At 69.2% G+C, this 21,272-nt stretch carries 14 protein-coding genes and 1 pseudogene; 3 read left to right on the forward strand and 12 right to left on the reverse strand.

All coding sequences use genetic code 11. From position 1 onward, the window contains the following. The first annotated feature begins 108 nt into the window (after positions 1–108). Positions 109–1,794 (forward strand): cellulase family glycosylhydrolase, encoded by a 1,686-nt coding sequence (locus tag ORI60_RS04530; RefSeq protein ID WP_266034568.1) that lies wholly within the window; start codon positions 109–111, stop codon positions 1,792–1,794. A 152-nt stretch (positions 1,795–1,946) separates the two neighbouring features. On the opposite strand, the gene ORI60_RS04535 is transcribed toward ORI60_RS04530, so the two are convergent. The 3 genes from ORI60_RS04535 to ORI60_RS04545 all read right to left on the reverse strand — a co-directional run bounded on the left by ORI60_RS04535 (position 1,947) and on the right by ORI60_RS04545 (position 4,989). Next, complete coding sequence (locus tag ORI60_RS04535; RefSeq protein WP_266034571.1) at positions 1,947–3,425, reverse strand: glutamate--cysteine ligase; 1,479 nt, start codon at positions 3,423–3,425, stop codon at positions 1,947–1,949. 100 nt (positions 3,426–3,525) lie between these two features. Continuing rightward, the gene (locus ORI60_RS04540) at positions 3,526–4,170 is read right to left on the reverse strand and encodes a 4'-phosphopantetheinyl transferase family protein (RefSeq protein WP_266034574.1); all 645 of its coding nucleotides are present in this window, start codon (positions 4,168–4,170) and stop codon (positions 3,526–3,528) included. Further along, complete coding sequence (locus ORI60_RS04545; RefSeq protein WP_266034577.1) at positions 4,171–4,989, reverse strand: metallophosphoesterase family protein; 819 nt, start codon at positions 4,987–4,989, stop codon at positions 4,171–4,173. A 619-nt stretch (positions 4,990–5,608) separates the two neighbouring features. Here ORI60_RS04545 and ORI60_RS04550 point away from each other — a divergent pair. Then, positions 5,609–6,013: pseudogene (locus ORI60_RS04550) on the forward strand (transposase); the annotation flags it as partial. A 1,445-nt stretch (positions 6,014–7,458) separates the two neighbouring features. Here the strand turns inward: ORI60_RS04550 and ORI60_RS04555 are convergent. The 7 genes from ORI60_RS04555 to ORI60_RS04585 form a co-directional block, all read right to left on the reverse strand. Then, positions 7,459–8,634 carry a sensor histidine kinase gene (locus tag ORI60_RS04555; protein ID WP_266034580.1) on the reverse strand — a complete coding sequence of 392 codons (1,176 nt, stop codon included), beginning with the start codon at positions 8,632–8,634 and terminating at the stop codon, positions 7,459–7,461. Positions 8,635–8,667: 33 nt separating this feature from the next. Beyond that, a complete protein-coding gene (locus ORI60_RS04560) occupies positions 8,668–10,413 on the reverse strand; it encodes a cation acetate symporter (protein ID WP_266034583.1) in 1,746 nt (581 codons plus the stop codon). Then, positions 10,410–10,784, reverse strand: a complete 375-nt coding sequence (locus ORI60_RS04565) for a hypothetical protein (RefSeq protein WP_266034585.1) — start codon at positions 10,782–10,784, stop codon at positions 10,410–10,412. Before ORI60_RS04565 ends, ORI60_RS04560 begins: the two co-directional genes overlap by 4 nt. A 23-nt stretch (positions 10,785–10,807) precedes the next feature. Beyond that, entirely contained in the window at positions 10,808–11,713 is a 906-nt protein-coding gene (locus ORI60_RS04570; protein ID WP_266034588.1) for a LytR/AlgR family response regulator transcription factor, read from the reverse strand. A 360-nt stretch (positions 11,714–12,073) separates the two neighbouring features. Further along, positions 12,074–12,361: a hypothetical protein gene (locus tag ORI60_RS04575; RefSeq protein ID WP_266034591.1), complete on the reverse strand. Its 288-nt coding sequence runs from the start codon at positions 12,359–12,361 to the stop codon at positions 12,074–12,076. A gap of 418 nt (positions 12,362–12,779) precedes the next feature. Beyond that, positions 12,780–15,266 (reverse strand): DEAD/DEAH box helicase, encoded by a 2,487-nt coding sequence (locus ORI60_RS04580; protein WP_266034594.1) that lies wholly within the window; start codon positions 15,264–15,266, stop codon positions 12,780–12,782. 10 nt (positions 15,267–15,276) lie between these two features. Beyond that, positions 15,277–16,611 (reverse strand): glutamine synthetase family protein, encoded by a 1,335-nt coding sequence (locus ORI60_RS04585; protein WP_266034597.1) that lies wholly within the window; start codon positions 16,609–16,611, stop codon positions 15,277–15,279. 377 nt (positions 16,612–16,988) lie between these two features. On the opposite strand from ORI60_RS04585, the gene ORI60_RS04590 reads away from it, so the two are divergent. Beyond that, entirely contained in the window at positions 16,989–17,504 is a 516-nt protein-coding gene (locus ORI60_RS04590; protein WP_237047954.1) for a MarR family winged helix-turn-helix transcriptional regulator, read from the forward strand. A gap of 97 nt (positions 17,505–17,601) precedes the next feature. Here the strand turns inward: ORI60_RS04590 and ORI60_RS04595 are convergent, their stop codons facing one another. Both ORI60_RS04595 and ORI60_RS04600 read right to left on the reverse strand, forming a co-directional pair. After that, on the reverse strand, positions 17,602–18,951 hold the full coding sequence (locus tag ORI60_RS04595) for a pyridoxal phosphate-dependent decarboxylase family protein (protein WP_266034603.1): 1,350 nt from the start codon (positions 18,949–18,951) through the stop codon (positions 17,602–17,604). 51 nt (positions 18,952–19,002) lie between these two features. Next, entirely contained in the window at positions 19,003–21,129 is a 2,127-nt protein-coding gene (locus ORI60_RS04600; RefSeq protein ID WP_416234359.1) for a glycosyl hydrolase family 95 catalytic domain-containing protein, read from the reverse strand. Positions 21,130–21,272: the final 143 nt, after the last annotated feature.

The raw sequence follows: 21,272 nt of genomic DNA on the forward strand, positions 1-21,272 counted from the left end.
TGACACGAGCAGTGGTCTGGTGCTGTGATTCAAGCCACCACTGATAGGAAACCTTCTTAACTAAATCGCCGCCGCGCCCTGCTGTCCCCCTTACACAGGAGGCACCCTGTGGCCAGATCCCTGTTGTTGGTCGTCCCGGCAGCGTTGACACTCGCTGTCGTCCCGGCCGTCGCGGTCGCCGCTCCGGTCCAGTACCAGGCGGAGAGCGCGACCATCTCCAACGGCCTCGTCGAGTCGAACCACGCCGGCTTCACCGGCTCCGGCTTCGTCAACTACGACAACGAGGTCGGCAGCTCAGTCGAGTTCACCGTCAACGCGGGCACCGCCGGTCCGGCGACGCTCACGTTCCGGTTCGCCAACGGCCAGACGGCGAACCGCCCGATGGACATCTCGGTGAACGGCTCGGTGGTGGCGAGCCAGTTCTCGTTCCCGAGCACGGGCGCGTGGACGTCGTGGACCACCAGGTCCACGACCGTCACCCTGAACGCGGGCTCCAACAAGATCAAGACCGTCGCGACGACGGTCAACGGCGGTCCGAACCTGGACCGCGTCGACGTCGACGCCCAGTCGGGCACGCCGGACACCACGGCTCCCTCGGTTCCCGGCAGCCTGCGCTCGACGGGCACCACGGCGACCTCGGTGTCGCTGGCGTGGAACGCGTCCACCGACAACGTGGGCGTGACCGGGTACGTGCTGTCCAACGGTCAGACCGCGTCCGGCACCACGCACACGGTCACCGGGCTCACGCCGGACACCTCGTACACCTTCACCGTGCAGGCGCGTGACGCGGCGGGCAACCTGTCCGGAGCGTCGAACTCCGTCTCGGTGCGCACCCAGCCGGGCACGCCCGGTGGCACCAGGCCGCACGACGTCAACGGCCTGCTGCGGGTGTGCGGTGTGCAGCTCTGCAACCAGTACGGCAACCCGATCCAGCTGCGCGGCATGAGCACGCACGGCATCCAGTGGTACCACCAGTGCTCCAAGTCCCAGTGGTGGGACGCGCTGGTGAACGACTGGAACGCGGACTTCATCCGCGTCGCCATGTACATCCAGGAGGACGGTTACGAGACCGACCCCCGCAGGTTCACCGACATGATGCACGGCTACATCGAGGAGGCCACGCGCCGCGGCATCTACGTCCTCGTGGACTGGCACCAGCTCTCGCCCGGTGACCCGAACTACAACCTGTCCCGCGCCAAGACGTTCTTCACGGAGATCGCCAACCGGCACAAGGACAAGACCAACATCATCTACGACATCGCCAACGAGCCGAACGGCACGTCGTGGGCGAGCGTCAAGTCCTACGCCGAGCAGATGATCCCGGTCATCCGCAACATCGACCCGGACAGCCTCATCGTCTCGGGCACGAACGGCTGGTCGACCTTCGGCCACTCCGACGGCCAGAGCCCGTCGCAGGTGCTGAACAACAGGGTCAACGCGACCAACTTCATGTACTCGTTCCACTTCTACGCCCAGGCCCACCGGGACGACTACCTGAGCGTGCTGGACCAGGTGTCGAGCCAGGTCCCGGTGTTCGTGACCGAGTTCGGCACGCAGGCCGCGTCCGGTGGCGGGACGAACGACTTCACCATGTCGCAGAAGTACATCGACCTGATGGCGCGCAAGAAGATCTCGTGGGCCAACTGGAACTTCTCCGACGACGGCCTGACGGGTGCGGTGTTCAAGACCGGCACCTGCTCGGGCACCACGTTCGCGGGCACCGGCGTCCTGAAGCCGGCCGGTGTCTGGGTGCGGGAGCGCATCAGGACGCCAGACAACTTCCCGACGTCATGATGTGAGAGGGGTGGGGGGGGGGCGGGGCCCCCCCCCGGGGCGCCGCCGCGGCCCCGGGGGGGCCGGGGGGGGGGGGGGGCAACAGGACCCCAGACACCGCCCCGCGGACTTTTTGTGAGTGGGGGGGCCGCCCCGGCGGCCACCCCTCGTTCTCACGTCAGCGGCCAGGTGTGCACGGGTTCGTTGGCGTGCATCAGGTCCACATAGGTCCGCAGCATCGTGCGCAGAGCGTCCGCCCTGTCCATGTGCGTGTGGTCGTAGTGCCGGTGGAACTCACGCGCCTGCCAGGTGGCGCCGTTCACGCCGCTCAGGCACCGCTGCTCGATGACGCCCAGCAAACGGTCGCGCTCCGCCGAGTCGACGCCCCACCGGATCAGGCCCTCGTGGGCGAGCGGCAGCAGGCGCCGCAGCACCAGTTCGACGACCGGCACCGTGCCGACGCCGGGCCAGTACATCTGCGCGTCCATGCCGTTGCGCGAGGCGGCGTTGAAGTTCTCCTCGGCCGCCTGGAAGCTCATCTGCGACCACAGTGGACGTTCGTCCTCGGCCAGTGCGCGCACCAGGCCGAAGTACAGCGCCGCGTTGGCCAGGGTGTCCACGATGGTCGGCCCGGCGGGCAGCACGCGGTTCTCGACGCGCAGGTGCGGCCGGTCGCGCACCACGTCGTACACGGGCCGGTTCCAGCGGTAGATGGTGCCGTTGTGCAGCTTCAGCTCGCTCAGCGCGGGCGTGTCGCCCTTGTCGAGCACCGCCAGCGGGTCCTCGTCGTCGCAGATCGGCAGCAGCGCCGGGAAGTAGCGGACGTTCTCCTCGAACAGGTCGAAGATCGAGTTGATCCACCGCTCGCCGAACCACACGCGCGGCCGCACGCCCTGGGCCTTGAGCTCGTCGCCGCGGGTGTCGGTGGCCTGCTGGAACAACGCGATGCGCGTCTCGCGCCACAGCTCCTTGCCGAGGAAGAACGGCGAGTTCGCGCCGACCGCGACCTGCACGCCCGCGATGGCCTGGGCGGCGTTCCAGTAGGCGGGGAACTGCTCCGGGCTGACCTGCAGGTGCAGCTGCGTGCTCGTGCAGGCGGCCTCGGGGACGATCGAGTTCGCCGTGAGGTGCAGGCGCTCGACGCCGTCGATGGCGATCTGCAGGTCCTCGCCCCGCGCGGCCAGCACCTGCTCGTTGAGCAACGCGTAGCGCGGGTTGCCGGAGAGCAGGTCGGGGGAGATGTCCTTGGGGCGCAGGGTCGGCAGGATGCCGTTGATGACCATGTGCGCGCCGACCTCGCGGGCCTTCTCCTCGGCGGAGTTGAGGCTGCGGCGGACGGTCTCCTCGAAGGCCGTGATGCCCCCGCCCGCGAGCCGGCGCGGGGCCACGTTGATCTCGATGTTCCACTGGCCGAGCTCGGTCACGAAGTCCGGGTCGTCGATGACGTTCAACGCCTCGTGGTTCTTCATGGCGGGATCGCCGTGCTCGTCGATGAGGTTGATCTCGATCTCCAGGCCGGTCATCGGCCTTTCGAAGTCGAAGCGGGCCTCACGCAGCATCCGCGCGAACACGTCGAGGCATCGCCGCACCTTGGTGCGGTACCGCGTGCGGTCCTCGCGCGTGAACTCGTGCTTCGCGACGTCCTCGCCCATGGTTGCCTCCCGGCGGTCGAGGGTTCACCCCACCACTGTGCACCATGGTTGATCAATCCGACACTCGTGTGTCCTGTTCCGGAACAACAGGACACGCCCCTCACCCCCGCGCGGGCACGGCTATGGCGGTGACGAGGAGGTCGCCCTGCACGAGCCAGCGGCCGTCGAACCCGGCGATCGGGGAGTCGGGCAGCAGGATGCGCGAGTGGAACGTGCCGTCGGGGTCGAGCGTGATGTCCGCGTCCTCGAAGCCGAGCCAGCGCCGGGTGACCGGGAACCAGGCCTTGTAGGTGGTCTCCTTGGCGCTGAACAGCAACCGGTCCCAGCAGATCTTCGGGTCGTCGGCGTTCAGGCCGGCCATCCTGCCGAGCTCGGCCGGGATCGCGATCGCGCCCAGCACGCCGTCCGGCGCGGGCAGGTGCGGTTCGGCGTCGATGCCGATCGTCTCGAAGTCGCTCGTCCTCGCGAGCGCCGCGGCCCGGTAGCCCGCGCAGTGCGTGAGGCTGCCGACGACGCCGTCCGGCCACAGCGGCTCGCGCTTCGGGCCCGGCAGGATGGCGGCGGGGGCGACGTCCAGCGCCCGCATGGCCTCGCGGGCGCAGGCCCGGACCGTGCCGAACTCGAACCGGCGTTTGGGCACGGCGTTGCCGAGCTGAGCCTCCTCCTCGGGGAAGAGCTCGACCGGCTCGTCGTCGTTGTACCGCTCCACCACCGCGATGGGCGCGGGAAACAGCTGTTCCAGCACTTATGACTCCCGCAGCACGTCGTGCAGCTTCACCTGGGTGGTGCCGCGTGGTTTCCACTCGCGCGGGTAGCCGAGCGAGACCTCGTCGAACCGCACGCCGTCGTAGACCGTCGTGCGGGGGATGTGCAGGTGGCCGTAGACCATCTCGACCGCGTTGAACCTGCGGTGCCAGTCCGCGGTCAGCGTCGTGCCGCACCAGAGCGCGAACTCCGGGTAGCGCAGCACGAACGTGGGGTCGCGGACGAGCGGGTAGTGGTTGATCAGCACGGTCGGCCCGCTGATCTGGGCGAGCCGCTCCTCGGTCTCCCGCACGCGCGCCTCGCACCACGCCTCGCGCGACGGGTACGGGTCGGGGTGCAGGAAGTACTCGTCCGTGCACACCACCCCCGCCTCGTGCGCGATGGCGAGGGCCGACTGCACGTCCGTGGCACCCTGCGGCCGGAAGGAGTAGTCGTAGCCCAGGAAGAGCGGACAGACCGTGACCGGTCCCTTCGGGCCGTCGAACGTGACGTACGGGTCCTCCGGCGTGATCACGTCGAGGCTGCGGCACAGCTCCACGAGCTGCTTGTAGCGCATCTCGCCGCGGGACTGGTTGGAGTCGTCCTTGGTGGTCCAGAGCTCGTGGTTGCCCGGCGACCAGATCACCCTGGCGAACTTCGGGCGCAGCGTCCGCAGCGTCCATTCGATCGAGTCGAACTTCTCCGCGACGTCCCCGGCGATGATCAGCCAGTCAGCCGGGTCCGGCGGGGCGATCGCCGCCACGACGTCGCGGTTGTCCTGGTAGGAGACGTGCAGGTCGCTGGTGGCCAAGAGCTTCACGTCCTCGACGGTAACCGGGGCGTCAACGGTGGATCACCACGACCGCGACACCACCCGATCGTGAGAGCGGTACCACGACCGGTTATCCGTTCGTCGCAGACAGTGCGCCACTCGTCTCAACAGGGCGGGCCGCGCATCGCCACGGCGCAGCCGCTCATCGCCTTTTATGGCCTACCTACTTACCCGTTTTCGGGCCGCTTTCTTACTGTGAGCGCTGTCACCTGACGGAAAAGTCCTGGCGGAGGACCACACCATGACCGACTCGCAGTTCGCTCGCACCCCGGACCCGCGCCTCGCGCGCCAGGTCCCGCCCCGTCAGGTGCCAGGGCGCCCCGTCGTTCCACCACGCCAGGTCCCGCCGCGCCAGGCGGCCGTGGGCCAGGCCCCGGTCCGCTACGGCCAGCCCGTGGACCCGCGCCTGGCGGCCAACCCGTCGTTCCGCCGCACCGTGGGCGCCGAGATCACGCGCCACGCCCAGCAGCACCAGGCCTACGCCGTCCCCCAGCGCCGCACCACGGCCGAGGACACGGCCCTGGCCACCCTGCTCCGCTCCCGCCAGCGCGCAGAGTCCACCCGCCAGGACCCGCGCCCGGCCGACATGACGCCCCGGGACTCCTGGATGCGCACGTCCGCGTGGCAGCCGGAGCAGGAACCCGGCCGCGGTGACGTCATCGAACAGCTCTCGTCCCGCCTGGTGTCCGCGAACCTGTGGGCCGTCGTCGAACCGCTGATCCCACCGGCCAAGGTGCGCCGCCAGGGCGGCGGGCGCGGCCGCGTCTGCAACCGGTCGGTGTTCACCGCGATCGTGTTCGTGCTGACCTCCGGGTGCGCCTGGCGGCACCTGCCGGCTTCGTTCGGGGTGACCGTGCCGACCGTGCACCGCCGGTTCCAGGAGTGGACCGACCTGGGACTTTGGGTCCGGCTTCGTCGCGCCGCTGTTGAGGGGGCTTGCGGGGCGGACGAGCTGGACTGGGTTCGGGCCGTGCTGGACGCCGCGGATCGTCGGGCTGCCAAGGCTGCCAGCTGAGGGTCGTGTTCGGCTTCGCCGGAGTCACCCTGCGGAAGGGTGGCTCCGGCGTTTGTTGGTCGGGTGGGGGCTGGGGGGACCGCTTGTCGCGGGGATGTGCGATGAGTGGTCGCTGAGGGCGGCCGGCGGGGTGGCCTCGGGTGGTTGGCGCCGGTTTGGGCGGGGTGGCCGCCTGCTGGGCAGTCGCCTTGGGTGGGTTGGCATCTCGTGCGGGTCGGCTTGCGTTGGCTTGTCGCCGGTTCCAGCGGGGTGGTCGCCTGTGCGGTCACGTCACCTTGCGAGGGCTTGCGGGTTGGCACTGGTGCGGGTCGGTTTGCGTTGGTTGGTGGGCGGTTCCGGCGGGGTGGTCACCTGCCGTGCGCTCTGGTCACCTTGCGAGGGCTTGCGGGTTGGCACCGGTGCGGGTCGGTTTGCGTTGGTTGGTGGCGGTTCCAGCGGGGTGGTCACCTGCCGGGCGGGCGGTCACCTTGCGAGGGTTTGCGGGTTGGCACCGGTGCGGGTCGGTTTGCGTTAGCTGGCGCCGGTTCCAGCGGGGTGGTCACCTGTGCGGTCACGTCACCTTGCGTGGGTGGTTGGTCGGGCAGTACCGGGCCGGTGCCGGTCATCGCCGCTGCGCGTCGATAGCGATTGGGGCTTGACCTTGAGCCTCTGGCGGGATGCTTGACGGCCGGAAAAGGCCGGGCTGAAAAGCGCCCGGCCGTGCCCATGAGGGGAGCATCCCGCCCCCTCAAGGTCAAGCCCCAATCGCCGTCGGGGTTGCGCCACCACCGCTTGACCAGCAGGCCTTAGTTCACACGCCTCGGCTTCGCCATTGGTGTGGGTGGCAGGGCGGCTCGGCTCCGCCATTGCCCTGCACGTCTGGAGGGACGCCTCGGCTTCGCCGTTGCGTTGGGCGGCAGGGCGGCTCGGCTCCGCCGTCGCCCTGCGCGCATGGTGGGACGCCTCGGCTCCGCCGTAGCCGTGGGTGGCACGGTGGCTCGGCTTCGCCGTTGCGTTTCGCGCGGAAGGACGCCCCGGCTTCGCCTTTGCCGTGGCGGCAGGGCAGCCCGGTCCCACTGTCGCTCTTCGCGTGTGGAGGGACGGCCCGGCCTCCGCGGCATCGCCGTGGGTGGCTGGGGTGTTTCGGCGTGGTCGTTGCCCTGGCGCGTGGCGGGGCGCCTTGGGTTCGTCTTTGCCGTGAGCGGCAGGGCGGCCCCGCCATGCCGTTGCCCTCCTTGTGAGGGAGGCTTCGGCTCCGCCATTGCCGCGGCACAGGTGGCGCGGTGTCGCCGGTGCCGATTGTGGCGGAGGGACGCCTCGGCCGCGCCGTTGCGTAGGGCGGCAGGGGTGTTGGTCGGGCGGAGGGGTGCGGGACGGTTTGCTTCGCGGAAGTGTCGGACCTCGTCGGTACCTTGGGTCGCGGGGGAGCCGGAATCCGAGGGGACCCCTGCGGGAGCGTGCGGTCACATGCCGTTGATGCCCGCGTGGTACTTCGGCACCCGCACGGTGATCTTCGTGCCCAGCCCGCAGGCGGTCTCCACGACCAGGCCGTACTCGTCGCCGTAGACGCGGCGGAGTCGTTCGTCGATGTTGCCGAGGCCTATTCCGGCGGACTCGTCCACCTGGCCGGCGAGGGTGCGGCGGAGTTTCTCCGGGTCCATGCCGATGCCGTCGTCCTCGATCGTGATGTGGGCCTCGGCGCCGCCGTCGTTCGCGTAGATCTGGATGTGGCCCGGTTCCACCTTGCCCTCCATGCCGTGGCGGACCGCGTTCTCCACTAGAGGTTGCAGGCAGAGGAACGGGACGGTCACCGGGAGGACCTCGGGTGCCACCTGCAGGGTGACCTTCAGGCGTTCGCCGAAGCGGGCTCGTTCCAGGGCCAGGTACTGGTCGATGGAGCGCAGCTCCTCGGCGAGGGTGGTGAAGTCGCCGTGGCGGCGGAAGGAGTAGCGGGTGAAGTCCGCGAAGTCCAGGAGCAGGGTTCTGGCCCGTTCCGGGTTGGTGCGGACGTAGGAGGCGATGGCCGAGAGCGAGTTGTAGATGAAGTGCGGGGAGATCTGGGCTCGCAGGGCGCGCACTTCTGCTTCGACCAGGCGGGTTCGGGAGCGGTCCAGCTCGGCCAGCTCCAGCTGGCCCGCCGCCCAGCGGGCGACCTGGTTCGTCGCGCGGACGAGGCCCGCTGAGGCTTCGCGGGAGTAGGCGGCCAGGGTGCCGACCACGCGGCCCTCGACGGTCAGGGGTGCGACCACGGCGCAGTTGATCGGGCAGTTCGGTTCGGCGCAGCGTATGTCGAACGCCTGGGTGCGGCCGGTCAGGAAGACGTCCTCGGCCTGGGTCATGGCGTCGGCCGCGTGGTGGTCGGAGACGCCTTCCCAGGCGACGACCTCCGTCTCGTCGGTCAGCGCCAGCGCCGGGGTGTCCAGCAACGTCCGGAGGTGCCGCGCCGACTTCTTCGCCGCGTCCGGGACGAGGCCCGCGCGCAGCGGGGGTGCGGCGGACCAGGCCGTGTGGAGGGTCTCGTAGGTGACGCGCTGGGCTTCGGTCGAGAGCGACTGCTTGTTGCGCGTGCCCCGCCACAGGACGAGGACGGCCGCTCCGCCGACGACCAGGATCGCGGCGGCGGTGAGGAAGTCTTGCATGGGCGCGTCACCTTCTAGTGGTGTGGCTCGACACTAGCTTCGCTCGTCGGCCGAGGAGGAGGAGCCGGAGCCGTCCAGCCCGAGGTTCTCGGGGGCGTGGAGCTTGACCATCGTGCGCTGCACTCCCGACGGCAGGTGCCGGGGGGTGAGCAGCGAGACGACGTACATCACCGTGAAACCGAGCGGGACCGTCCACGCGGCCGGGCGCGACAGCAGGATCTCGTACCAGGCGTCGCCGGTGTCGGTGAACATCGTGACGAGACCCGCGGTCAGCGCCGGGACGCCGCCCGCGAGCATGCCGGCGATGGCACCGGCCTTCGTGATGCGACTCGACCAGATGCCCAGCATCAGCAACGGGCACAACGACGACGCCGCCACCGCGAACGCCAGGCCGACCATGTCCGCGACGGGCATGCCGGTGGAGATGAACGTCATCGCCAGCGGCACGAGGCCCGCGAGCACCGTGGAGATCCGGAAACCGCGCACGCCGCCCAGGCGCAGCACGTCCTGCGACAGCACGCCCGCCAGCGACACCACGAGGCCCGACGACGTGGAGAGGAACGCCGCGAAGGCCCCACCCGCCACCAGCGCGCCCAGCAACTGGCCGCCAACGCCCTCGATCATCCGAGTCGGCAGCACTAGCACCACGGCGTCGGTCTGGCCGGTCATCAACAGCTCCGGTGTGTACAGGCGGCCCAGAGCGCCGTACATCGGCGGCATCAGGTAGAAGACGGACAGCAGGCCCAGCACGATCAACGTGGTGCGGCGCGCGGCCGTGCCGTTCGGGTTCGTGTAGAAGCGCACGATCACGTGCGGCAGGCCCATGGTGCCCAGGAACGTCGCGATGATGAGCGAATACGCGCCGTACAACGGGAAGTCCTGGCCGCTCGACATCGGCAGCGACCACATCTCGTTGGTGTTGTGCGCCATTGTGGACAGATGCGGGACCGGTGCGTCCTTCGGGAACGTGAACTCCGAGCCCTGCCCGATGCGGTGGTAGCCCTCGGTCAGCACCACACCGGTGTTCTCGACGCGTGCGCCGTCGATCTCGCCGGTGCCCCTGACGAAGACGGACCTCTCGGCGTGGATCGTGGTCGGGCGCTGGAACGAGACCTCGGTGTCCTGCCGGAAGACCGGGTACTCGGGCCTGGTCAGCGAGTCGGAACCGCGCACCTGCCACGCGACGACCAGGAACACGATCGGCACGGCGATCGCGGTGAGCTTGAGCCAGTACTGGAACGCCTGCACGAACGTGATCGACCGCATCCCGCCCGACATCACGTTCACGGTCACGACCGCCGTGACGATCAGCGCGCCCACCCAGTCCGGCGCGCCCGTCACCGTGTTCAGCGTCAGGCCCGCGCCCTCCAGCTGGGGCAGCAGGTACAGCCAGCCGATCGCCAGCGCCAGGATCGACGCGACCGCGCGCACGCCGCGGGACCGGAAGCGGGCCTCGGCGAAGTCCGGCAGCGTGTAGGCACCGGAACGCCGCAGCGGCGCCGCGACCATCGTCAGCAGCACGAGGTACCCGGCGGTGTAGCCGACCGGGAACCACAGCATGTCCGGCCCGTAGGCGAAGATCAGCCCGGCGATGCCGACGAACGACGCGGCCGAGAGGTACTCGCCGCCGATCGCCGAGGCGTTCCACCACGGCGAGACGGTGCGCGAGGCGACGTAGAAGTCGGACGTGGTGCGGGAGACGCGCAGTCCGTAGGTGCCGACCAGGATCGTGCCCAGTGCGACGACCAGCACCGCCACGACGGCGTAACCACTCGTCATGGACGTTCGACCAGCTCCGCGAACTCGCGTTCACTGCGCTCGGCCTGCCGCACGTAGAACCAGCCGGCCAGCAGCAGCATCGGGCACGTCGCCACGCACAGCAGGAACCACGGCAGCCCGAGCCCGAGGATCCGGAACTTGCCGAGCTCCGGATCGATCGCGAACAGCAACGGCAGCAGGGCCAGGGCCCCGGTCGCCACCAGGCACACCGACAGGCCCAGCCGCCGTTGCGCCCGGATCAGCGTGCGCATGTAGACGGCGCCGAGCTCGCTCTGCTCGTTGATCTCGCGCGTGCCCGAGTACGGGCGGCGCGCACGGGGCGCCCGCGTGCGCGGGCTCGTCACCACCACGCGCTGGGTCGGCTTCTCCACCGGCCTCCGGGGTGGCGGCGTCGTCACGACCCGAGCCCGTTCCTCGGTTGCAGGGCGCCGGCGGGCTGACCCGCCACGGGGGTGGGACGGGCGCGGCGGACCAGCAGCTGCCGCAGGTGCCGGGCGTGCCGGCGGCTGACCGGCAGCACCGCGCCGCCGATCGTGACGCTCAGGTGCCCGTCCTCCAGCCGCAGCTCGTCGATGTGGCCGAGCGACACCAGGTGGCTGCGGTGGATGCGGACGAACCCCGCGCTGCGCCAGCGCTCCTCCAGGCCGTTCAACGCCGCGCGCACCAGGCCGCTGCCGGTCGCGGTGTGCAGGCGGGCGTAGTCGCCGTGCGCCTCCACGTACCGGATGTCGGCGAGGCGGATGAACCGGGTGACGCCACCGAGCTCGACGGGGATGACCTCGTCACCCATCTCCGGCGGCGTGGAGTTCGCGGGCTGCGCGGGAGCCGGGGCGGCCTGCTCGGTGGCGGTCTTCGAGTCCCAGACCTCGTGCACGATGCGGTGCACGGACTCCGCGAGCCGCTCCGGGCGCACGGGCTTGAGCAGGTAGTCGAGCGCCTTGAGCTCGAACGCCTCCACGGCGGGCTGCTGGTGCGCCGTCACGAACACGACGGGCGGCGGCTGCGCGAACCGAGAGAGCACGCGGGCGAGGTCGAGACCGTCCAGCCCCGGCATGCGGATGTCGAGGAACACCGCGTCCAGCGGCTGCCCGGCGTCCATCGCGCGGTGCAGCACGCGCAACGCCTTGGTCGCGTCGGTGACCGCTTCCACGTGAGCGATGCGCGGATCGGAGCGCAACAGGTAGACGAGGTCTTCCAGCGCGGGTGCCTCGTCGTCGACGGCGAGCACCCTCAGGGAGCGCTCGAGGCTGCCACGTCGATCCGGCCCCTCGCAGATGGGGCAGGGCAGACCTGAGGTCATTCGAGATCGAGTCCAAACTGTGTACGGCCGATCCTCACGTGGCGGCGATTAGACCACGCTCGGTCATCGCGCGCCTGGTGAGCCGAGGGCGTCGGATACGCGATCATGCCCGCTCACGGAGGGTGACCCGTCGCGGGGGTCCGGTTGCACAGCGTGTGTACGACGAGTGCCCCCTCCCGCCCCTGAAACCCCGAACGGGCGAATCATCCGCCAGGCGGAGAACGCGCGGGAACCCTCCGATCGGGTGTGTCTCGGGTGGGAGACCGGCAGAGCTATCACACAGAGTGCAGTTGCCTGGTCAGGCCCGTCACGCCGTTTCGTCGGCGTTCGGGCCGCCCGGCGGCGTGGAGGAGGGCCGTCTCACGGCTGGCGGATCGCGCGGGGCTGGGCCGCCAGCGCGTCACCGAGGGTGATCTCCAGCTCGATGAACGACTCCTCGGCGCGGCGGGCGGCGACGCTCACGGAAGCGGCGGCGGCCGGGCCGATCAGTCTGCGGGTGGGCGCGCGCAGCGCCTGGATCGCCTCCGACCACTGGTTCGAGAGCTTGGCGAGACCGCTCAGCGTGTCCACGAGCTCGTCGGTGTTGTCCGGCGGTGACGCGACGATCTCCGCCAGCCGGTCGCGCAAGGCGTCCAGTGCCGGGTCCACGGATTCCTCCAGACGTGCTGCGCCAGAAATTTCCCCCACTGGGCACCACCATATCCCGACCGTTGCGGTTCGGCGCAATACATGGTGCCCGGAGGGGATCAGTCGGTCAATCGTTTGCGCATTCCGTCTCAACTGGCACTCGTCTCAACTGGCGCGCACTTGTGGTGACCGGCTGAAATGAACGCGTTTTCGGCGTTTAGCGGGCCAACTCGGCACTGCGTCGGTCTTCGTGCCTGGTAGAACGGGTCGCTTTAGGGCCGAACGACGGGTTCCCGCGTCGCGGGAATCGCGGCTTTCAGTTGCGCCGCCGACGGACTTCCCGGCAGGCGCATTAACTCTTCTGCTGCAATGCGCCGCGGTCCGCGCGTGCCGAGTTCCGTCGTTCGGTTCGAGTGGAAATAGCGGCTGGTTGCGCGGACTACAGCCTGCCGACGTCCGTGATCGTGACGACCGCCTCGCCGAGTTCGTCGGACGCGGCCAGGTCGACCTCGGCGTTGAAGCCCCAGTCCTTGTCCCCGGCCGGGTCCTCGAAGATCTGCCGGCACACCCAGCGCTCGCGCTCGACGTTGATGATCAGGAACGCCGGGCCGCGCGCGTTCGGGCCCGCGCCGATGTCCGAGTGCTCCTCGAAGTACGGTTCGAGCGCGTCCATCCACTCCTTGGCCGTCCAGCCCGACTCGTGGTCGAGCTCGCCCAGCGAGTACCAGTCGCGCTTGGCGGCCAGTTCGACGCGGCGGAACAGCGCGTTGCGGACGAGGACGCGGAACGCCCGGACGTTGCGGGTGACCGCGGGCGGCAGGTCGACGCGGACCTCCTGCTCGGGGGCGTCCGGGTTCGTGAGCTTCTCCCACTCGTCGATCAGCGACGAGTCGACCTGGCGGACGAGCTCGCCCAGCCACGAGATCAGGTCGTTGAGCTCCTCGGTCTTCGCCTCGTCCGGCACCGTCTGCGACAGCGTCTTGTAGGCGTCGGCCAGGTACCGCAGCACGAGACCCTCGGAGCGCGCGAGGCCGTAGAACGACACGTACTCCGTGAACGTCATCGCGCGCTCGTACATGTCGCGCACGACGCTCTTGGGGGACAGGTTGTAGTCGCCGACCCACGGGTGCCCGCGGCGGTAGGTGAGGAACGCGGCTTCGAGCAGCTCGCTCAACGGCTTCGGGTACGTGACCTCGTCCAGCAGTTCCATCCGCTGGTCGTACTCGATGCCGTCGGCCTTCATCGCGCCGATCGCCTCGCCGCGCGCCTTGTGCTCCTGCGCGCCCAGGATCTGCCGCGGGTCGTCCAGAATGGACTCGATCACCGACAGCACGTCCAGCTCGTAGCCCGGTGCCTCGCGGTCGAGCAGCTCGATCGCGGCCAGCGCGAACGGGGACAGCGGCTGGTTCAGCGCGAAGTTGAACTGCAGGTCGACGGTGAGCCGGAAGTCGTCGCCGTCGCGTTCCACGACGCCCGCCGCGACCAGCGCCCGGTACATCGCGAGCGCGCGGCGGATGTGCTTGAGCTGCTTCGGGCGGTCCTCGTGGTTGTCCTCCAGCAGGTGCCGCATCGCCTGGAACGCGCCACCGGCCGGACGGCCGATCACGTTCAGCAGCATGGCGTGCGAGACCTGGAACGACGACGTCAGCGGCTCCGGTTCGGCGCCGACGAGCCGTTCGAACGTCGACTCGCTCCACGACACGAACCCGTCGGGAGCCTTCTTGCGCACGACCTTGCGGCGCTTCTTCGGGTCGTCGCCGGCCTTCGCCAGCGCCTTGATGTTCTCGACCTCGTGCTCGGGTGCCTGCACGACGACCGTGCCGACGGTGTCGTAGCCCGCGCGGCCCGCCCGGCCGGCGATCTGGTGGAACTCGCGGGCCTTCAGGATGCGCGTGCGCGTGCCGTCGTACTTCGACAGCGCCGTGAACACGACCGTGCGGATCGGCACGTTGATGCCGACGCCGAGGGTGTCCGTGCCGCAGATGACCTTGAGCAGACCGGCCTGCGCGAGCTGCTCGACCAGGCGGCGGTACTTCGGCAGCATGCCGGCGTGGTGCACGCCGATGCCGTGCCGCACGAGCCGTGAGAGCGTCTTGCCGAACCCGGACGAGAACCGGAAGTTGCCGATCGTGGCGGCGATCTGCTCCTTCTCCGGCTTCGTGGCGACGTTCACGCTCATCAGCGACTGCGCGCGCTCCAGCGCGGCGGCCTGGGTGAAGTGCACGACGTAGATCGGTGCCTCACGCCCGTGCAGCAGGTCCTCGATCGTCTCGTGCAGCGGGGTGGAGACGTACTGGAAGTTCAGCGGCACCGGACGCTGTGCCGAGCGGACCACCGCCGTCGGCCTGCCGGTGCGGCGGGTCAGGTCCTTCTCGAAGAACGAGACGTCACCCAGCGTCGCCGACATCAGCAGGAACTGCGCCTGCGGCAGCTCGACGATCGGCACCTGCCAGGCCCAGCCGCGGTCGGGCTCGCTGTAGAAGTGGAACTCGTCCATGACGACCTGGCCGACGTCGGCGGTGTGGCCGTCGCGCAGGGCGATGTTCGCGAGGATCTCGGCGGTGCAGCAGATGATGGGCGCCTGGTCGTTGACGCTGGCGTCGCCGGTCATCATGCCGACGTTCTCGGGCCCGAACACCTCGCACAGCGCGAAGAACTTCTCCGAGACCAGCGCCTTGATCGGCGCGGTGTAGAAGCTGCGCTGGTTCGCGGCCATCGCGACCAGGTGGGCGCCGATGGCGACCAGGCTCTTGCCCGAGCCCGTGGGCGTGCTCAGGATGACGTTGGCCCCCGAGACGAGCTCGATGACCGCTTCCTCCTGCGCCGGGTACAGCGCGAGGCCGCGCTCGGTCGCCCAGTGGGAGAAGGCGTCGAACAGTTCGTCTTCGTCGGCGATCGAGGTGAGCCGGTCCGTGAGTGCAGTCATCGCAGGTGAACTATAGGTGGTACGCGTATTCGGTGAACTCCCAGTCGGTCACGAACCGCTGGAACCGGGCCACCTCCTCCCACTTGAAGTCCACATAGGACCGCACGAAGTCCTTGCCCAGCACGTCGACCATCGCCGTGTCCTCCTCCAGGTAGGCGAGGGCGTCGGGCAGCGTGGCGGGCAGCGTCGGGGCCTTCGACGGGTCGTAGCCGTAGCCCGCGGACGGCCGCGGCGGTTCGATCTGGTCGCGAATGCCCAGGTAGGTGGCCGCGATCAGCCCCGCGATGCCGAGGTACGGGTTCGCGCTCGCGTCGCCGAGCCGCAGTTCGAGCCGTGTCGTGTCGCCGCGCTCGGCCGGCACCCGGAGCATCGCGCTGCGGTTGTCGAGGCCCCAGTCGATCAGCCACGGCGCGAGCGAGTCCGGCCCGAACCGCTTGTAGGAGTTGACCGTCGGGTTGAGCAGCGCGGCCAGCGCCGGGGCGTGCTTGAGGATGCCGCCGATGGCCCAGCGCGCCTCGTCCGACAGGCCGCTGGTGGTGCCGGGCGCCTGGAACGCGTTGCGGCCGTCCTTCTCGTGGCACGACAGGTGCAGGTGGAAGCCGCTGCCACCGCCGTCGTTGAACGGCTTGGCCATGAAGGTCGCCATGCGGCCCTCCCGCCGGGCCAGTTCCTTCACGCTCGTCTTGAAGCGGAACGCGCGATCGGCCGCGTCCATGGCGGGCGAATGGACGAGGTTGATTTCGAACTGCCCGCCGGCGTACTCGTGGTTGCCGCCGGTCGTTTGGAGGCCCGCCGAACTGAGGGTGCGAAGAGTTCTCAACAGATGACCGTCAGAATCGCCGCGGCGGCCGGTCGCGTAGACGTTGCCTGGTTCGTCACAGTACGGCCGCCACCCGTTCGGGCGATCTTCGTCCGGTTCGCAGAGAAAATATTCCAGCTCGGGTCCCACGACCGGGGTGAGCCCCGTGGTCTCGAATATTTCCAGCGCCCTGCGCAGCACCTGCCGGGGCGATTCGTCCACGGGTCTTTCGTCGGCCGGGCTCACCGCGTCGCCGATGCACCACGCCACGCCCGGCTCCCAGGGGATGGGCAGCAGCGTGTCGAGGTCGGGGACCACGATCACGTCGGGCAGCCCGGCGTCGAGCACACCCCCGTTCTCGGTGGTCTTGCCGCCGGGGGTGGTGCTGTACACGGCCCGGCAGAACGACAGTCCGCGCTGGGTAACCGCAGGTAGGTGCTCCACGAGGACGTCACGGCCCCGGTCGGTGCCGAGCAGGTCCGGGAAGACGACGCGCACCACGTCGATCCCGTCCTCGCCCAGTCTTGCCGCGAGTTCCCGTGTCACCTGTTCACCGACCACGTCGAACTACCTTTCCGGCACAGTGTGTCGCTGGCGCGGAGGGGATAACGTTGAGGGGCAAACGCTATCGACCCGTCCGTGGAGCAAAGACCGTCATTGGTCCCCGTCGGGTGCTCCACACTCATCGTCCACCACCGGGCAACAGTCCGTAACTGGACGGGTGACGACCGTCACGAGATCATGCACGATGTGGGATCGTGATCAAAGTGGTTGCGGACCGACTCGCACCACATCACAGACATAGTTCGGAACCGCAAGTATTGTGCCGGGAACACCTGAGCTCGAGCACGGGAGACTTTGAGTTGTCTGGTCACCACACGATTGCCGAGACCGAGAAAGCCGTCCAGGCCAAACTCGGTGCGGTGCCGCTGCATCGCGAGCAGATGGCGGCGGTGTCGAACATCCACCGCGCCGCTACCGCGATCCGCCAGCACCTCGAGAACTCGGTGCTGCGCACCAGCGATCTGACCTGGACCGGCTTCGTCGTGCTCTGGGTCGTGTGGATCTGGGGCGAGATGGAGACGCGCTACGTCGCCGAGGAGGCCGGGATCTCCAAGGGAACCCTGACGGGCGTCGCCAAGACGCTGCAGTCACGGGGCCTCCTGGAGCGCATGGGCCACCCCACCGACGGGCGCCTCGCGGTCCTGCGTCTCACCCCTGAGGGTGAAGAACTGATGGCCGACCTCTTCCCCAAGTTCAACGAGGAAGAGGTCTTCGTCAGCGACCCGCTGGAGTCGTCGGAAGCCCAGTCGCTGGCCGAGATGCTGCGCCGCATGGTGACGCACCTCGAGGCCAACGGCGAGCAGCGCCGCCTCGACCTGCGCGGAGACACGCCACTGCCGCCGCGCCGGTCCGGCCGGCGCGCCAAGCACGGCTGATCTTCGCGGAACGTGGGCGACTCACCGGGGGTGAGTCGCCCATTTCGGCGTTCGTCCGCTGTCTGGCCGGTCAGAGGGAAGGCCCCTGACCAGGCCTTCAGAGCAGGCTGAGCACCCGAGCGTGCATGGTGTCGAGGTAGTCCTCGGACTCCGGCTTCATCAGCACGCTGCGCAGCACCCGAGCACCGTCCGCGTCGGCCCCGACCTCGGGGTGGCGGGCGGCGAACGCACTCCTCGACGCCCGTGCCACGCTCAGGAAGACCGGGTCGTAGGGGGCGTTCATGCCCGTCTCCATCACGCGGTGCGAAGCCGCGTCCACTGCCGACAGGGTCAGCGGGTCGGTCCGCGGGAAGTACGTGACGATGTCGAGCTCGGGCTCCTGGTAGAGCTCCAGCGCCTCCGACTCCCGGATCATCGACGCCCACCGCACGGCTGCCCGCCGTCCGGCCGCCAGCACCTCGCCCAGGCCGTCCCGGGTCAGGGGGAGCAGGCGGAGGGTCAGCCAGAGGCCGGCCGCCGCGGCACCGGCACGCGAGCATTCCAGGCTGATTTCGCCGAGGTGCATCTCGTCGGACGTGAAATACGTGTACGGGGAGTCGTGCAGGTAAAAGCGGCCCACGGACGGGTCGCGGAAAAGGACCGCTCCACAGCCGTAGGGCTGCAGTCCGTGCTTGTGCGGGTCGACCACCACGGAGTCGCACGAGCCGATGGCCGCCCACGGCTCGGGTGCGAGGTCGGTGCCCGCGAGCAGGGTGAAGAAGCCGCCGTACGCGCCGTCAACGTGCACCCGTGCGTCGTAGCGGCGTGCTACGTCCAGCACAAGATGCACCGGTTCGATGGCACCCAAAGCGGTAGTTCCCGGAGTGACCACGACCGTTCCGACCTTGCCGGTCTTCAGGAGGTCTTCGAGCGCGTCCAGATCCATGCGGCCCACCCCGTCCACCGCGACGGGGAATCCCTCGATCCCGAGCACGCCGCACATGCGCGAGTGCGTGTAGTGGGCCTCGGAGGAGTACGCGACGCCACGGCCCGGATGCAGCGAACGGGCGACGAACAACGCCTCCAGGTTCGCGATCGTGCCGCTCGATGTCAGGTGGCCGAGGTGCGGCTCGCCGTAACCGAACATCGCCGCCAGGTCCGAGACGACCTCGCGTTCCATGGCGGCGGTCGCGGGGCCGCCGTCGAGGGCGTGGTTGTTCGGGTTGATCAGCATCGCGGACAGGTAGCCCACGACGGCCGCGGGGTGCGGCGGCTTGAGCATCTGACCGGCGTAGCGCGGGTGGAAGAACGGGTAGTTGTCGCGCAGCCGGTCCTGGAGCTCGGCGAGCGCCGAGCCGAAGAGCGCGGGGTCGACCTGTGACGACGAGTGGGGTGTGAACGAGCCGTATTCCGCCGTCCACTTCTCGTGGTTGGCCAGCGCCTCGTTGAGCCAGTGTTGAAGATCCACCGCACACACCCCACTCGTCCCACGCACATTCCGAATGATCGAATTCGGACGTTACGGCAGACCCCAGCGCGAAGACGAGCCGTTGGCTTTCACATCACGTGCTGAGACGTCGGGGCGTGTGCTGCGGCGGGAGACCACGGCGCTCTGACCTCGGCGAAGCGGGATCTCGACGGCGGAGCCGCGGGTCTTGTAGTCCAGGCGTCGTCCCCTCGTGTCGCGGACGTCGATGTCACCCGTGATTCCGTGCTCCAGCAACAAAGGTGAGCCCGCTTCCGAATGGATCTTCACCCAGTCGGTCCGGCCCGAGGAGCGCGAAGCGTCCACAAGGAACGCTCCTTGCGTGCGCAACGACGAGATGGACGCATCGGCCCAAGTGGACGAAACAGACGGGAAGACGCGCACGACGTCGTTGTGCGACTGAACCATCATCTCCAGCACCGCCTGGCCGGACATCAGCGGCGACTCGATCGCGAGGTTGCCTCCCTCGCGGTAGAAGGTGTTCTCGGTCAGCACGGCGTTCGAGCCGACCTGCTTGCGGTCGAGGAAGTGGCGCAGGAACGACAGCGCCTCCTCCGGCCGGCCCATCGCCGACGCCATCGCGGACGCGGCGCCGTAGCTGTACCCGGCCCACGCCTGCCGCCGCGACACCCAGTGGTCGAACGTCCTGTCGATGAGCGCGCGGTGCTCCGGCATGTCGTAGGTCAGCTCGCGCAGCGGGTAGAACCACAGCATGTGCGAGAAGTGGCGGTGCGAGTCGTTGAGCGAGACGTCCTTGCCGATGAGCACGCCGTCCGGACCCTGGGCGTAGGGCACGAGCCGGTTGGCGATGTCGCGCCAGCGCGCGTTCTCCTCGATGGACAGCAGCGTGCGCACACCCCAGCGGATCAGCGAGAGGTCGTACGTCGTGTCCGTGGCGTTCGCGTACTCCGGTGAGCGCGTCTCCGGCAGGTGCAGCTTCCCGTCCGCGCCCTCGACGAGGAACCGGGCGTAGTAGTTGACCGCCTTCGTCAGGATGGGGAAGAGGACGTCCTTGAGGATCTTCCGGTCCATCGTGTGCCGGTAGCCCAGCCAGACGTTGTGGCAGGCCCACAGAAGATTGCCCGTATGGTCGTTCGGCGCGACGCCGGGAACGCCGCAGTAGCGCGGCCCGGAGCGCAGCGTGCGGTCGCCGGGGTGGCAGATCGCGTACGAGTCGCCGTCGCGGTACGCGGGGTTCACGTTGAGTTCGAGGTTGTGCTCGAACCGCTTCAACGTCGTCGTCACGGCGTCGAGCTCGTGGTGGTTCGAGCCGTTGACCAGCGGATACGAGATCTGGACGTTGAGGTTCCACCACACGGCCGTCCAGCTGTTGCCCTGCTCGGGGAACCACGGGCCCCACTCGGAGATGACCGGCGCGTCCGCGCGGGTGGCCGCCGCCATCTTGTAGAGCTGCAACCAGTAGAAGCGCTGCACGAGCTTGTCCGGCACCGAGACCAGCGACTTCGCGAAGTAGGCGTTCCACCAGCGGCGGTGCTGCAGCGTCAGCACCTCGAACGGGATCGCCAGCGCCTGACGCACCTCGCGGATCGCGTCGGACGTGTGGGTGTTCGCGGGGTGCGTGTACGCCACGTGGGCCGCGAAACGGCCGTTGCGGGTCTGCCAGGCCGTTGTGTAGCCACCACCCGCGAGCAGCGGCTGGGCGGCGTAGGAGACGCCGTTGGCGCTGCCCAGCGTCGGCGCGGGGTTGGCCGTGTAGTCCGCCGGCCTGCGGATCTGGCGGGTCGTCGACGACTCCAGCGGCTGGAAACCCCAGGTCACGTCACCCTTCACGGAGGCGAGGAAGGTGCTGCGCGAGTTGTGCACGAGCATCGTGAACGTGGCGCTGCCCTGCGTGGTCGTCACGGAGCCGGTGAGCTCGGCGTTCCACAGGTCGAGCGTCCAGTCGACGGCGGTGACGGCGCCGGCGAACCGCAGGGTCAGGTAGCCGATCGGCAGCCGGGACAGGCCGACCGCCGCCTCCCAGTGTTCGCGCTGGTCCTGCACCTCGGAGTGGCTGAGCATGACCTTCAGCTCGTCCGGGGTGCGGCCCGCGTAGACCTGGACGCCGAGGAACCCGTTGGCGAGGAACGGACTGTCGCCCCAGTTCTGCGGCAGTCTCCTCCATTCCATGCGGGCGTCGCGGACGACGTCCCGGTGCACGTTGTGACCCGATGTTTCGAGCTCTGCTACCGCGGTGCCCACCCCGAGCGCAGAGGCTCCGACGGCCGCACCCGTCCCGTACAAAAAGGTTCTACGCGACAGCTCTGTCACTGTTCGTCCCTCCGTGCCGTGGCGGCGGCGGA

The sequence above is a fragment of the Lentzea sp. NEAU-D7 genome, from assembly GCF_026242055.1.
GTDB lineage: Bacteria > Actinomycetota > Actinomycetes > Mycobacteriales > Pseudonocardiaceae > Lentzea.

Bases quoted from the DNA above. Each gene is read 5' to 3' on its own strand.
- ORI60_RS04535 (WP_266034571.1), bottom strand. From the start codon at position 3,425: ATGGGCGAGGACGTCGCGAAGCACGAGTTCACGCGCGAGGACCGCACG.
- ORI60_RS04555 (WP_266034580.1), bottom strand. From the start codon at position 8,634: ATGCAAGACTTCCTCACCGCCGCCGCGATCCTGGTCGTCGGCGGAGCG.
- ORI60_RS04560 (WP_266034583.1), bottom strand. From the start codon at position 10,413: ATGACGAGTGGTTACGCCGTCGTGGCGGTGCTGGTCGTCGCACTGGGC.
- ORI60_RS04570 (WP_266034588.1), bottom strand. From the start codon at position 11,713: ATGACCTCAGGTCTGCCCTGCCCCATCTGCGAGGGGCCGGATCGACGT.
- ORI60_RS04580 (WP_266034594.1), bottom strand. From the start codon at position 15,266: ATGACTGCACTCACGGACCGGCTCACCTCGATCGCCGACGAAGACGAA.